The sequence below is a fragment of the Paraburkholderia suaedae genome (genome assembly GCF_040812055.1).
GTDB lineage: Bacteria > Pseudomonadota > Gammaproteobacteria > Burkholderiales > Burkholderiaceae > Paraburkholderia.
Map to the genome: position 1 here is coordinate 163,918 of NZ_JBFOAH010000016.1, position 13,639 is coordinate 177,556.

The following is a 13,639-nucleotide window of genomic DNA, read 5'->3' on the forward strand; positions in this document are numbered from 1 at the left end:
GAAGTATGGCCTTGATGATTACAGACGAGTGCATCAATTGGCTGTCCTCAGCAATTTTTGTGCCAACCGTCCATTCAGGCTCTTCTAGCGTTTCCAATTGCCAGAAATTATCCGCTTGCAACTCAAATGCAACTCAGAGGGAAAATGGCAACTTTCAGCCAACGAAATGGCCCTTGGCAAGTAAAAATTGGCCGCAAAGGATTTCCTGCAATATAAGTCGTTTTCGACAAAAACAGAACGGCAGGTTGGGGCTCGCGCAGTTGAAGCGGCAATGGACGATGGAACTTGGGGTCGATCCTGCTGGCACAACCGACATTACATTTCGTAATCTGCTGGGGCGATACAAAGAGTCGGTTACACAGACAAAGCGCAGCAGGCCCAGTGAAGAATACCGGATCGGCAAAATGATGCGCCACAAGATTGGCGAGTACAGCATCCGGAATCTCACGACGAGCGTGCTGGCCGACTACCGCGATCAACGTCTCAAAGAAGCATCTAATTCATGCGTTTGTCGCGAGCTCGCGACTATCAGCGCAGTTATCACGCATGCGCAGCGTGAATGGGGTCTCTGCATCAACAATCCGGCAAAGCTTGTGAAGAAGCCGCGATTGCCGCCTGGTCGAAACCGTCTCTTGAAACCTGCAGAGCTTGATCGGCTGTTGCATGAGCTGAATGCAGAGCGTCACGAGTTCCGGAGCAAGTGGCTTGTGCCGCTCGCGAATCTTGCACTCGAGACAGCGATGCGACCGGGCGAATTGCTCTCGCTCGAATGGAAGTACATTGATTTCGAAGAGCGGACAGCCTATCTGCCCATCACAAAAAACGGAAAAGACCGATATGTGCCGCTGAGTAGCGCAGCCATCGCGATTCTGGAAAATCTGGAGCGTGTTGACGAGCGTGTCATCCCGATCAGCCAAAACGTCGTGTTGTGTGCATGGCCGCGCGCATGCAAACCTGCTGGTATCGAAGATTTTCACTTTCACGATCTGCGACACATGGCAACAACAAAGCTTGCGAAGAAACTCCCCAACGTGATCGAACTCGCATCGGTAACAGGGCATTCCAACGTTCAAATGCTGAAGCGGTATTACCATGTATCTGCAAGCGAGCTAGCTCAAAAGCTCGGCTGAGAACCCAAAGGGATCTGTCTTCTGTTCGCACTACTAAGTCGTGTACAGCGTAAACACGGAATCGCGACGAAAAAGTTGTTGTCCGTGTAAGCGTCGCCCCTCGGTCTGCAAGTGAAAAACCAAAGGGCGACATGGAGCTGATCGGGATCAAATTGGTTTAGAGTTGAGCTTCGCCAATTGCTGTTGCGTCTTCTGTAGTTTCAGACGCAGCTCTGATGCCTTTGCGGCTCGCGTTGCACGCTTGGCCGCTTTTTTTGTGCGTCGACCTGCTGTTTCTGCAGATCGACTTCTCCGATGATTTCGATGTATCGCATGATTGCTACCTCCTCGCTGATATTTATGAACGCGAGGAAGTAGCGTTGCCGGTCATTTTGCTGCGAAGCCGGAGCGCATCGTTGCACTAACGGCTTCGAGCTGCGTATCCAGTTCGCCGGCTGCAACGGCAGCTTTCAGCGCATCAAGTGTCGGGATCAACTCCTTGATTGTGCCAACCTCGATGGCCGATTTGCCCTTCGCCAGTTCGAGCGTCTTGGCACCATAGCGGACAGACATACAGAGCTTGCCGTTTTCGGCAGTGAACCACCATGCACGAACACGCTTCGGGCTTTCCATATTTCGGCGTTCACCCGTTTCTGCGTCCTTGACCGATCGAAAGCGTGTTGGATGGAAAGGCTTTCCTTCCTGCTGCGCTTTCGCCAGTTCCGTCTGTTCCAAGATTTTCGCGATCAGGCGGTTACGGCGCTGCACGATTTGCGGCAAAGCACCGGGACGTTTCGTTGCTACCAGCTTCAGATTGTTCAGCGTGCTCATGTAATCCTCTCCTGTGATGTGTATGTCGGAGAGGATGCGTTCCACCAGCTAAGAGATCAAGAAAAGAATGACACATAATTCGCATATCTAATCGAACTTACGAGGTGGAGTGTAGATCGGCCGAATCCAACAATAGCAGCTGGCCCGTTCAGCTAGCTCGCTCAACGGATTGCCTTCGACTGGGCCGACTTTATGACGCCCTTCAACTCGCAGCGACGCTCCGATGGGCTATGTGCATACGGCAACTGGTTGCGCATCCGCGTCTCAACCTCATTCGAATCTAGTCCAGCGCGGAAATAGGAACAGGCAAGAACGAACCATTCGTGATGGCCCTCACCAGCAGCGCATTGTTGCCAGCGCGCTTCTGCACGTTCGATAATTCGTTCCCTTTTGTTGTTCTGGGCATCGGCTTTTTCGCATGCAGCGTTGTGGCGCCCATTTATTGCATCGATCAAAGCCTTCAGTTTTGCGCCTCTGTTGACCGTAGTTTCGACTTCGACATATTCGGGCAGCTCGACGGTTACGTTTTCGATTGCGTGAAGTACGTTCCATACGGGCTGATGCCAATACTTGGTATCTAAGAACGACCACTTTTTTCCGGATACGGACTGGCAAGGAGCATAGTAAAAGCTGTTGGCAGGGCGCTTGCTGACGTCAAGGCCAGAATTTCTGGCTTGCTCGGCTTTATTGGGAGAGCGACCGACGAACCAGCCATCTGAACGCACCCGATCTGCGAGGACGTCCCAAAGCGCTTCGGCAATCTCAACCGTTACAGGTCTGTCGAATGGGATCACGATACGGAAACGCAGAGTGTTTTCCTTGCCGTTGTTGAAGCTGTTGTAGGTAAAGTGCTTGATGTCGCTGAAGATCGCGCTTGCCTGTTTCCACGACAGTGTCAACGGCACTCAGGAATTGATACAGTTTCTGTCGGCATCGGCACTTCAGATTTGATACACCGGGTTGTAGTGTTATTGCGGTGCCGACCGCACTCCGTTGGCGGCGTTCTGCTTTGTTGTAGTCGATCTCTTCGAAACCAGGCCGGCTCGGCGCTTGTCGCGTAGACGATAGCTCTCGCCCTGGATCGCTACAACGTGGGCGTGATGCAACAGCCGGTCGAGCATGGCAACAGTGAGCGTTGCATCATCGGCGAATGTCTGGTCCCATTGCCCGAACGGAAGATTGCTGGTTACGATCAGACTGCCACGCTCATACAGTTTGGCGATTACCTGGAAGAACAGGTTGGCTTGCTCACGGCTCATCGGCAAGTAGCCGATCTCATCGATGATCAACAGCCTGTACGGGTTGACGAACCGTTTGAGGGCGTCGCCCAGCTGATTCTGCCGATGTGCCGTGGTCAATATCATCAACAGGTCCGCTGCCGTAATGAAGCGCACCTTGATTCCAGCTTGCGTTGCCGCGTAGCCAAGTGCCATTGCAATGTGCGTTTTGCCGGTGCCACTCGGTCCGAGCAATACGACGTTCTCGTTGCGCTCCAGAAACGCAAGGCTCGCCAGTTCCTGGACCTGCGATTTCGGCACGCCACTGGCTGCTGCGAAGTCGAAACCATCCAGGGTCTTGATCGTCGGGAAGCCTGCCAGACGCGCAAACGTCGCACGCTGTCTGACGAGCCGCGCTGTGTGCTCGGCTTTCAATACCGATTCCAGAAACTCCGTCAGGTTCACTTCGTCGGCGATCGCTTTTTGCGCAAGGTGAGGCAAGGCGTCCGCAAGGGTCGTGAGCTTAAGTTGAGCGCATAGCTGCGCCACGCGTTCGTGTGCGATGTTCATGCGGCAGCCCGAATCAGCTGGTCGTACACGGACAGCGGATGCTGTAGCGGGGACAGCCACTCGTGGAATCGCTCGCGCAACTCTTGTCCGCTCGCCGGTGTCGTTGCTGGCAACAGCGCCGGATACGGTGGCGGCACGCTTTGCAAGGCCGTCTGCTCCACAAGCAGTTGCTCGCCGGGACTCAACCGGGTCGTCGTTCCATGTATCCGGACATGCGCAACTTCGCGCAGCCAACGCCATACTTCAGTGTTGGCGGTCGTCACGTCCAGTTCGACGTTGGCCGCCTTGAACTGAGCGGCCAACGGCACGTAAAAACTGCGGCGCAAATACCCGTTCATCCGCTCGACCTTGCCTTTGGTCTTCGCGCGATAGGGTCGACAAAGCTGCGGCTGGAATCCATAGTGCCGGGCAAAGTCGAGAAAACCCGGCTGGAAACGGTGCTGCTTCGGACCGTATGCATCCCGCTCGATTACAACGATCTTCATATTGTCATACAGCGCGCGGCGTGGCACACCGCCGAACCAGTCGAAACAGTTGGCGTGACACCTCAGCAAAGTCTCGAGCCGCATGTCGCAAACGAATTCGACATATGTCGCACGGCTATAGCCAAGAGTGGCCACGAATGCGAACAGATTCGCTCCTTTGCGCCTGCGGAACTCGACCCAGTCGACCTGCATCTGATCGCCTGCGGCAGTCTCGAATCGCACTAGAGGATCTGGCGCCGGTACAGGCCGTAATGTGGCAACGAACTTGCGCACGATTCTCTCGCCGCCGTCGAAACCCTTCGACTGAATCTCGCGCCACAGAACTGTCGCTGGTATCCAGTCCGGTGATGCCGCTGCGATCCTCGCGCGTAGATAGGCCTCGAACGGTTTCAGTATCGACTCGCGCGGAGTCGCTGCGGGCCGAAACGTCGGCGCATCCTGCGACGACAGATACTTCCGTACCGTGTTGACTGAGCAGCCAACCTCACAAGCAATGGCACGCAGGCTCTTACCCTGCTTGTGCAATATCCTGATCTGCATGTATCCCTCGTACGAGATCATCGCCGCTCAAAGCGGCCATTATCCCTTCGTCGAGGTGTATCAATTCCTCAGTGCCGACGGTGTATCAATTTACAGGTGCCGATGACAACAGCATGCCGCTATCAAAATCAAGCTGGATTCCCGTGACGTATTCAATGTCTGTCTTGGTCTTGGTCCGACTGTCGGACTTGAAGGACACGAAGTTCAACAGCGAGTTGTCCTTCTTGCTTCTGTACTTGACCTCAAAAGCCTCTGTGAAAAGCGCAAGCACTTCGTCCCAACGAGCCGCTGTAGCAGAAGGGAGTTCGTTGTTACGCGAATAGACCGATGACTCGTGAGTAACAATAATGCCTTCGTCTATGGTATTTTTTGTTACTCGGTCTAAGGCCTGCTGGTATGCATTCTTCCGCTGATCGGATTCATTCTTGCGCTCATTCTGGCTTTTCTTGATTTGTTGTTTGGGGCGACCTCGTGTCTTTTGAGCTTCGTCCCATGCGCTTTCGACCTTATTGAGGGCGAACATCTTTGCGTTGGGGAACAGGTCACTGAGAAAGTCAGCCTGATCTTTGTCGCCAACCACGATACGGACCGTTTCCGTTGAGTGTGGCACACGTAGCGATGTTCGCATCACAACCTGATACAGTGTCTCCAGCGATTTCGCACGCTTTAGACTGCGGTCATCGACGCCAAATCTCCGCGCGACAAATTCGAAGTGTGCAGGGACGTCGTTAAGTGCGCTGAGAAAGGCGATGTTATTGACTTCACGGTATTCGTTGATGCCGTGGCAGATGTTGCTGATACGCGTGCTGTTCTTAACCTTCCATTCGGAATCGTCCACATCGTTGTTTGCGACCCATAGAGACCGCTCGCCTTGGAACAGTTCGTCTACAGAAACGCTAAGGTTGTCAAATCGATTCAATGCTTTATCGCGTACACTCTTCGACCACGTGCAGCCAGAAAAATAGTGGATTTCGATGCGACGATTGGCAAGCTCCGTGTGGGCCTTCTTGAGCACGAATTTTTTGTCGTCCTCGAATTCGACGCCGTAGTGTTCCCACAACGCATACATCATGGATGACTTCGCGTTCGCACCCATGATGCGGCACGCATTCCAGCCATGGAATGCGTCTGGCATCAAGATGGTGTGCATCTGCAACTGATATTCGTTGTAGTCGCGTGTGTTCCATCTGGCCTTGTTTAGGTACTTTTTTCGACCCACATTAAGCGCAGCGCCGAGAAAATCGCGAACGTCCTTGCCCTTCAGAAAAATGTCTGTCCCCGCCAAACCAGCTTCGAGCATCTCTTCCAGCAGAACATTGCTGCCCGGTCGGACGCTGAACTCAAGGAGATTGTTGTCGTCGAAGTCGGTGACGTCGAAATGCTGCTCGATGAACTCGTGATGCTTCTTCACATTTAGGTAGGTTGTGCTATCCACCTGAGGAATTTCATCGAAGAACAGGTGAAGCTTGCGGCGGGTGGCGTCGCTCACGTGGTGCTGATTCGCAAAGAACGTGTGATGCGTCGTGATGACCACGCCGCCTGTCTTCTGGCCCGCTAGCTTGCGAGCCGCCTGCTGATAGACCGCATATGTTTTGCCGGCCATTTTGGGATCGTCATTCAAGACGTAGGTGACGGAAACGCCGAGCTTTTCGAGTTGAGCGGTCGTCTCCTCGCAGAGTCGCTTGGTGGGCTGTGCGATTACAACTTGAGGTCAGCGGCGTGTGAGCCGCTGATATGACTGATCATCGCTTGGGTCTTGCCTGAGCCGCAGACTCCATCGACGAGATAGATTTTGGTTGTGTCGTCCATATTTTTATTGTTGTAAGACTGTTAGATGACGGGAGCGCTCCCGACCTACCTATGTAGCAGATGACCGTAGCTATCCAAATCGAATGTGGGGCTGTAACCCCCCGCTTCCGATGCGCTCTAACAGTGTTCAACAATAAGATTGGATTGACCCAAGGCGGGTCTTCAGATTGCTGCAACAGGAATTGCTCCTGCCACGTCTATTTATGAAGCCGCAGCGCTGCAGATACTGCGTACATATCTGGAGGTCTACGGGGCGACAGGCAGCAGCGTTCCTAGCTGGCTCCCTGATATTTCACATGCCCGGTCAACGAACGCCCCAGTTCGCCGGCAGTGCGAAATCAAAGCAATTAGTGAAAAGCTTTGCTTCTCGCGTAAGTACTTGTTTCTTCTGACTGCGCAGGTAATTCACGCGCTTGTTGATTTCCATAACCAAAGAACACATCCTCTGACGCAGGAAATTCATTGCTTTCGGAGATCAGCAAGTGAAGCAGGCAAAAACTTTGACCGAAAAAGAACTCAAGCAGGTGCTGACCTACATCTCGTTGCATCGGCACGCGGCACGTAATCGGGCCATGCTGTTGTTGACGCATTGGGCAGGTATGCGCGTTGGCGAAGTCGCTGCGCTGCGCATTGGTGACGTGGTAAATGCCGACGGGCTCGATCAAGTCCGAAATTCGCTTGTTGGCGGAGCAGACAAAGGGGCGTCACGCGCGGACCGTATTTCTCGGGCAGCGGCTTCGCAAGGAGCTGGCGCAGTACGTGGCGACGCTCAAATGTCGGTCAACCGACAAGCCACTTTTCAATACGCAGAAGCGGGCCCGGTCACAGCGAACACGATGTGCCAGCATTTTCACTGGCTATACAAGGAAGTCGGTATCGACGGTGCGAGCAGCCATTCGGGTCGACGCACGTTCATCACGAATCTGGCGAACAAGGGTGTTGGCGTTCGCGTGCTGATGTCGCTTGCCGGACACCGCAACATTTCTACGACTCAGGTTTACATCGACGTTAACGACGAGATGCAGCGGGCAGCGGTCGATCTGGTGTGAAGCATCTCGATTAAATCGAGTTGCGTAGCATGGGCTGATATGAGCTTGACTACGGCGAGTCCTTCAGTCGGACTTGCCGGTTTAACCAGGATGCTCAAGTTCTCTGCGAGATTGCCGATATACACCATTCGTCAGTAGACGTACGGCTCAAAAAATATCGGGAATTCGCTTGAGAAGCACGGAGATCGCTGCCGCCATGGGCGGCTTTACATTGGCGTTGGCTTGCCAGCATGTTTCGGCACAAAGTTCGGTTACGCTGTACGGCATGACGGATCTGAGCACCCGTTATCTGACGAATGCTGATGCTCACAACGACAGTCGGCTGTTCATGGCAAACGGCGCTGTCATCAATAGTCACGTTGGACTGCAAGGGGCGGAAGACCTTGGAGGTGGGCTGAAAGTCGTCTTCCAGTTGGAGAGCAATATCAATCCGCAGAACGGTAGCCTTGGCGATAGCGGGCGGCTTTTTGACAGTGCGGCAGATGTTGGCTTATCCGGTGATTTTGGTACCTTGACATTGGGCCGTCAGACAACACCGCTGTTTAATCAACTGGTCTTCACATATGACCCGCTGACTTACGCCAACTATCCAGAAAATTCATGGCTGTCTTACGCACTTGGTGCGGGTCTGACCGTCGATAACTCGATCAAGTACGTCGGCCAGTTCGGTGACCTGTACATCGGCGCGATCTACTCGTTCGGCAATAACTACGAATCTAGCGGCGCAGACGGTTTCTCTGGGCAGCTTCCTGGCCATATGGGAGCCGGCAATATGTTCGGGCTTCTCGCGTCGTATGCACATGGTCCGCTTAACATCGGTGCCGGTGTACAACAGGTCAGCGACAACTCGAACAACAAGCAGACGCTTTATCACGCAGACATCAGGTACGTATTCGGCCCAACGAAGCTCTATCTTGGATATATGCATTCGCAGGACAATACCGGTCTTGTCGACACGTTTCTCGCCGAGCAGCCGATATCTGACATCGGCCACTTGAAGAATACGGATCGTACCGATGATGGACCGTTTGCTGGGGTGTCGTGGCAGGTGAGCGGCCCGTTGTTGCTCACCGGCGCGTTTTACTACGATCACATGCGGAACGCCGCGACCAGCAACAATACACTTGGCAGCGGTAGCCGTTACACGGCGGTCGCGTTGGCCGAATATTCGCTGTCGAAACGCACCGAAGTGTACGGCACGGTCGATTTCAACAAGGTCAGCTGTGCTGCGAAGGTTGAGTTGCCGGGACGCAGCAACCAGATGGGAATCGCTGTTGGCCTGCGAAACTTCTTTTAACTGGTGATGTGGGCGTGGATCAGTCCGACAATCGGACTTGCCGGTTTAACCGACAAATTGGGAAAGATCAGGCACCTTTTGCGGCTTTCGCAAAAGCTTCGGCAAGCTTGTCGAAATGCCTGAGCGCGGCAGGTGTGAGGTCGATTTGTTTGCGGCGCGCGTCGTCGGTGTCGCTCAGTGTGACCCAACCTTTTTCGCGCATCGACGTGATGCGGGCGTGAAGTGTCGCGGGCGAGCCAAGTTCGCTGTGGGCCATCATGTCCCGAACCGAAAGACGATCGTTTTTTTGCGCCGTGCGCGCGACGAATTCGAGGATTTTCTCTTCGAGCGGATCGAGCGCAGGAAGCGTAGGCAACCCCCGCAGGGCCTCGGTCAGCTGCAGGAATCGCAGGTAGATATCGGCAGGACGTGTCATTGGTTACGCACTGTTGAGGTTGGGCGCTCGCGGGACCACACGCGGGCGCGTTATGATTCGCGTGATAACAACCATGGAAGAGTAGTTTACTGCAATGTCTAGCTTACGTTTGCATTTCTGGTCGATCGCAGCCACAGTAATCGCATTCGTGGCGTCGCTGTGGATCAATCAAGTGGTCTTCACGGATACTTCGTTTGTACGAGGCATCAACTGGATTTTTCTTCCGTCAGGCGTCCGGCTTCTGAGTACGTTGCTGGTTGGGTTTGATGGGTTCGTTGGCCTGCTGGTTGGCGGTCTGCTGATGGACTTTTTCTATTGGTTCCCGCACGACCCGGTTCGCGCAATCGCGGGAGCCATTCTGGGTTCGCTGGCTCCCTATCTTGTTTACAGGCTTGCACTGGAGCGCTACGACCTGAAGGCGTCGCTGACAAATCTCACGCCCAAGCGACTGCTCGTACTGGCCGTTGCGTACTCGGTTGCGAATCCGATGCTGCATCACATCTGGTTCGCGTTGCAGGGGAACACGCACGACCTTGTGCAAAGCTTCTTCATGATGTTCGTCGGCGATCTGACCGGCGCGCTAATCATGCTGTATGCGATGAAGGGAATCCTGGCCTTGCTGCCGAAACAGCCGGGCGATTCCCGCATGTCGAATGGCATGTTCAATATTCAGTTGGCGTTAAACAGCGCATATAACAATCAATCGGCGCGCTAAGATTCGGTAAGGCGTTCGATTTGTCGTCCGTGGCCTATACTAGGCTTTCAGGCCGCTGGTCGCTGTTTGCCATGAAGCAGTGCGAAGGGGTCATCAACGGATAGCCCCTCGCATGTTGCCTTGGCCGCTTTATTTGTTTCGAAGCGTGATCACGTTGAATTTTTTGATCGTAGTGAATGATGCCTGCGATTCCTTGGGGATCACCTTTCCTCCCAGCCCAGACTGGTGGCAAGTGCATGCCCGGTCTTTCTGTAACCTTCCGGACTTAGATGAGTCAGGTCGGTGCCCATGAGTGAAGGCGCGGCAAGTGCCCATCCATAGCTGCCCCCCGGGCCCCCCATAAGATCCTGCCAATTCCACGCACCGCAATCGAATTGCCGGCCTACCTGCTGCTGGACTTCCTCAATCTGCTGATGGATCCTGCTGAACAAAAGCAGGTCTGGAACCGTGCCATTACGCCTTATCAGTACTCCCCGGTCGGGAGGGCCAACCAGAACACAAGATGCTGACGGAAAAACTCGGCGTAGATTGGACAGGGCTATTTTCAAACCTGACGCGTACTGGTTCCGATCAAACCCGGGAGCATTCCCCTCGTTGGTGCCGTACTCGAGTATCACGGCATCGTAATTCACCCCATGAAGCGCTTGAGCGAGATAGTCGGAATCTAAATTGCTCCAGCCGCGGGCCGTCGACGACGGTATGCCAAATACATCAAAGGTCACTTTCGGCGGTTCGTCATAGTCCAGGATGAATCCATGCAAAACAAATATGCCCTGCGCCACGCGAAGCCTGACGGTCGAGATTGGCTCGTCGCCGCTGATCGTCAGTGTCTGGCTCTCGGTCGTTGCGCTTAGGATTGCCTTTTGCTTCGGGCCATTGTTGACGGAAAGATCAAGGGCGCCGCCACTAGGGGCGCGGTACACGATCTGCAGTTGGCGAATTGTCGGACGCAGGGTGACGTCTCGCAGGTCGAGCCAAAGGTAACTGTCAGCCCCACCTTCTGCTATACGGTCTACCAAACCCGGGCCGGTTTGCAACGGTGCCGTCGCAGTGTACGAAAGCTGCGTTGACCAGCTGTCGCCGATACAGTAGCCACGCAGCGCTGACAGACGCGTGTTTGCACGGCCCATGGTCGGTGGCAAATAACGCGTGCCAACCGTCAGGCCCCGCGCGCGTAATGATTCCATCATGGTTGATGCGAAGGGGCCTGCCGCAATGTGACTGTCACCCCAAAAGGCGATACGACGAGATTGATCCGCATCGTGAATAGCGAAACCAGGAATCAACCGCGGGTCAATCAGCGGCTGGCTACGAATGACAGTGTTCCTGAAGAGGCCCAATTCCGAATCGCTTGGCATCCGTGTACTACGTACTGGCGGGGGAGACTGTTTCAGCACTGTTTTAAGAGGCGGGGGAGACGCGGCAGGGCAGATGAACTTATCTATATCCTGTCCCGAGACGAAGTTCACGGTATTCTGCGCATAGGCCGTCCCCGTTAGCATCAACGCAACAAGGAGGGATTTCAGTGTGTTGTTTATATGGAGCGGTAAGAATGCTGGCACGTTGTGAAACTCTCCTGTTATTGCGAGCCTGCGCCGGCCCGGGTTTCGGGTAAGCCATTTTGCTTCAGATATGCCAGGTGCTTCCGGCGGACATGGGTGCCGTACAGGCCGTCTGGCGGTAAGCCCAATAGTATTTCGAGGTTTCGGACGGCATCGTTACGCTCACCAATATAAAATTGGTTCGACATCACGCTCTCCGGCGTATATGTGAGTAGAGACTTCGTAGATGGCCGACCGACGACAGAAAGACATCCCCAGCCCTTGAACCCGACGGGCTTCACCACCTTCCCATCTGGCCTTTTCCAACCTTGGGTCGAGACCCGATTGGCAACTTTGATCTGATCTTGAGCAGTTGCCTGCGCGGGAGTTGGGGCGAACTCCGTGCCACCCCATTCAACCCAGGTTCCGAGATAGATGCCAAGTCCACCGGAAAAACGCCCACTATGTTGCCAGTTCACGCCTGTTTCGCAACGCGCAATTTTTTCCCAGAACGTGTCCGGTGCCATCGGATGGGAAAGGGGTTCCAATGCGATCGATTGATCTCCTGACACTGTTGATCCGGTTTCGCTGGCCCCCAAGGATGCAAAACTGGAGGGTGCCACCGCTTGGGGAACGAGGTGTCCCGCTCGCATGATTTCGGCAATGTAGGCTCGCTGACCTTTAACGGTCAAATGAACGCCGTCCGAGACAAAGTAGCTTGGCTGGCCCTCAGATACATCGCGCCAATTGGCCAGCAGGACATTTGGAAACTCCGGCGCCACGCGGTTAAACAGGGCGTTGTTCGCGTTCATCCATTGCCGTGGCACGTGAGTATTTACCAGGACGACTCTCTTCCTGTCAGAAAGTAGAAAAAGAATCTTCCGCAATTGATCTTCGGTTACGTAGCCGTTCGTGCCTAAGTGGACTAGTACCGCAGGGCGAAGCTGGTTGTTATGGATAAGCTGCTTGATCTGCGCAATAACGTTCACCGCCTGCCAGCCTACCGTTGCGTGAACATCCGTTCCCGGAAGCATTACGTTGAGTAACCTGCTTGATCCTAGAAGCACAGAGTCGCCAACCGCCGTCAGGTCATTGCCGGTGAAAGATTGAATCGTCGGCTGGGCTGGTGTCCCTGAATTTTCAGGGGCTTTGATTGGTGCGGCCAGTGCCACCAACTGAATCCTGGGGGCGCTGGCATCGAGATCAAGTGCGTCGCGGACATCCTGCGCCGGCGTTGCTTGGCTTGGCGCGAGATACAGAATCGCGCCGATTGCGCCAGTCATCAACGACAGAGTCGCAACAATTGACGCGAAACGCAATTGTGTCCGAAGGCCCACGCCATCCGCACAGAAATCACGCCAAGTCCGCTCGAGCGCGCCGTGGCGAATAGGCTTTTCGAGATAGTCGTAGGAGAGCGCCGATATGCTGACAGTGAGTGCGATCCGTAGCAGGAAATTGGCGGTTGTACCAAGATTCTGCACATCGATCCCAGGGCGGGTCAGCATGAAAATTGGCCAATGCCACAGATACAACCCATACGAACGCTCTCCTGTCCAGCGCATTGCAGGGATGTCGAGCCAGCGCCCGAAAGATGAGCCGGGACAAGTGGCCCCGAAGACCAGTAGTGCGCTAGTCAATGCAGAAACTAGGAAGCCCCATGGATAGAGCCATGCGGTCTGCTCGCCCAGTAGGCCAAACAGAAGGAGCATTGTCACGAGTGCCCCAAGGCCGAGCACAGAAGCGATGCGACCGCGTAACGGCTTCGGTGAATCGGAAGAGAGGCTGGGGTTCCACAAAACGCCAAGCGTTGCGCCAATGAGAAGCGGGAAGCTGTGCGTGTCAGTACCAAAGTAAAGGCGCGACGAATCAGTCTCTCCGAGGTAGCCGATTTTCATTGCGCTCACCGCCATGCACGTGACGGAAGCAACTGCCATTAAGGCGGCAAGCGTAGCTATTCCCCAGCGACTGAGGCGACGCGCACTGATCAGGACGATCGGTGCCCAGAAGACATAGAATTGTTCTTCGATTGCCAGCGACCACAAATGCTGTAGCAACGGTGGA

12 protein-coding genes are annotated in these 13,639 nt (G+C 54.5%); 4 read left to right on the top strand and 8 right to left on the bottom strand.

The features are described from left to right. Positions 1–5 precede the first annotated feature (5 nt). A complete protein-coding gene (locus tag ABQJ48_RS21815; RefSeq protein ID WP_367840073.1) occupies positions 6–1,130 on the top strand; it encodes a tyrosine-type recombinase/integrase in 1,125 nt (374 codons plus the stop codon). 366 nt (positions 1,131–1,496) lie between these two features. Here the strand turns inward: ABQJ48_RS21815 and ABQJ48_RS21820 are convergent, their stop codons facing one another. The 5 genes from ABQJ48_RS21820 to ABQJ48_RS21840 form a co-directional block, all read right to left on the bottom strand. Next, on the bottom strand, positions 1,497–1,940 hold the full coding sequence (locus ABQJ48_RS21820; RefSeq protein ID WP_367840074.1) for a DUF6641 family protein: 444 nt from the start codon (positions 1,938–1,940) through the stop codon (positions 1,497–1,499). Positions 1,941–2,101: 161 nt separating this feature from the next. After that, positions 2,102–2,839 carry a hypothetical protein gene (locus tag ABQJ48_RS21825; protein ID WP_367840075.1) on the bottom strand — a complete coding sequence of 246 codons (738 nt, stop codon included), beginning with the start codon at positions 2,837–2,839 and terminating at the stop codon, positions 2,102–2,104. Between the two features lie 69 nt (positions 2,840–2,908). Next, entirely contained in the window at positions 2,909–3,727 is an 819-nt protein-coding gene (gene istB / locus ABQJ48_RS21830) for an IS21-like element helper ATPase IstB (protein WP_367840076.1), read from the bottom strand. Further along, complete coding sequence (gene istA, locus ABQJ48_RS21835) at positions 3,724–4,773, bottom strand: IS21 family transposase (RefSeq protein WP_367840077.1); 1,050 nt, start codon at positions 4,771–4,773, stop codon at positions 3,724–3,726. Before istA ends, istB begins: the two co-directional genes overlap by 4 nt. 64 nt (positions 4,774–4,837) lie before the next feature. Continuing rightward, the gene (locus ABQJ48_RS21840) at positions 4,838–6,355 is read right to left on the bottom strand and encodes a hypothetical protein (RefSeq protein ID WP_367840078.1); all 1,518 of its coding nucleotides are present in this window, start codon (positions 6,353–6,355) and stop codon (positions 4,838–4,840) included. Between the two features lie 688 nt (positions 6,356–7,043). Here ABQJ48_RS21840 and ABQJ48_RS21845 point away from each other — a divergent pair. Both ABQJ48_RS21845 and ABQJ48_RS21850 read left to right on the top strand, forming a co-directional pair. Next, entirely contained in the window at positions 7,044–7,610 is a 567-nt protein-coding gene (locus ABQJ48_RS21845) for a tyrosine-type recombinase/integrase (RefSeq protein ID WP_367840079.1), read from the top strand. A 196-nt stretch (positions 7,611–7,806) separates the two neighbouring features. Next, positions 7,807–8,907 (top strand): porin, encoded by a 1,101-nt coding sequence (locus ABQJ48_RS21850; RefSeq protein ID WP_367840080.1) that lies wholly within the window; start codon positions 7,807–7,809, stop codon positions 8,905–8,907. Between the two features lie 67 nt (positions 8,908–8,974). Here the strand turns inward: ABQJ48_RS21850 and ABQJ48_RS21855 are convergent, their stop codons facing one another. Next, positions 8,975–9,322: a winged helix-turn-helix domain-containing protein gene (locus ABQJ48_RS21855; RefSeq protein ID WP_367840081.1), complete on the bottom strand. Its 348-nt coding sequence runs from the start codon at positions 9,320–9,322 to the stop codon at positions 8,975–8,977. A gap of 94 nt (positions 9,323–9,416) precedes the next feature. Between ABQJ48_RS21855 and ABQJ48_RS21860 the strand changes: the two genes are divergently transcribed. After that, positions 9,417–10,037, top strand: coding sequence for a hypothetical protein (locus tag ABQJ48_RS21860; protein WP_367840082.1), 621 nt, complete (start codon positions 9,417–9,419; stop codon positions 10,035–10,037). Between the two features lie 200 nt (positions 10,038–10,237). Here ABQJ48_RS21860 and ABQJ48_RS21865 read toward each other — a convergent pair whose 3' ends face one another. Together ABQJ48_RS21865 and ABQJ48_RS21870 are read right to left on the bottom strand one after the other, a co-directional pair. Next, positions 10,238–11,599 carry an SGNH/GDSL hydrolase family protein gene (locus ABQJ48_RS21865; RefSeq protein ID WP_367840083.1) on the bottom strand — a complete coding sequence of 454 codons (1,362 nt, stop codon included), beginning with the start codon at positions 11,597–11,599 and terminating at the stop codon, positions 10,238–10,240. 17 nt (positions 11,600–11,616) lie between these two features. Further along, positions 11,617–13,639 (bottom strand): acyltransferase family protein (locus ABQJ48_RS21870; RefSeq protein WP_367840084.1); only part of this gene is annotated, 2,023 nt, incomplete at its 5' end.

Excerpts from the sequence above, each read along its gene's own strand:
- ABQJ48_RS21815 (WP_367840073.1), top strand. The coding sequence starts at position 6 with ATGGCCTTGATGATTACAGACGAGTGCATCAATTGGCTGTCCTCAGCA.
- ABQJ48_RS21820 (WP_367840074.1), bottom strand. The coding sequence starts at position 1,940 with ATGAGCACGCTGAACAATCTGAAGCTGGTAGCAACGAAACGTCCCGGT.
- istB (WP_367840076.1), bottom strand. The coding sequence starts at position 3,727 with ATGAACATCGCACACGAACGCGTGGCGCAGCTATGCGCTCAACTTAAG.
- istA (WP_367840077.1), bottom strand. The coding sequence starts at position 4,773 with ATGATCTCGTACGAGGGATACATGCAGATCAGGATATTGCACAAGCAG.
- ABQJ48_RS21840 (WP_367840078.1), bottom strand. The coding sequence starts at position 6,355 with ATGGCCGGCAAAACATATGCGGTCTATCAGCAGGCGGCTCGCAAGCTA.
- ABQJ48_RS21850 (WP_367840080.1), top strand. The coding sequence starts at position 7,807 with ATGGGCGGCTTTACATTGGCGTTGGCTTGCCAGCATGTTTCGGCACAA.
- ABQJ48_RS21855 (WP_367840081.1), bottom strand. The coding sequence starts at position 9,322 with ATGACACGTCCTGCCGATATCTACCTGCGATTCCTGCAGCTGACCGAG.
- ABQJ48_RS21860 (WP_367840082.1), top strand. The coding sequence starts at position 9,417 with ATGTCTAGCTTACGTTTGCATTTCTGGTCGATCGCAGCCACAGTAATC.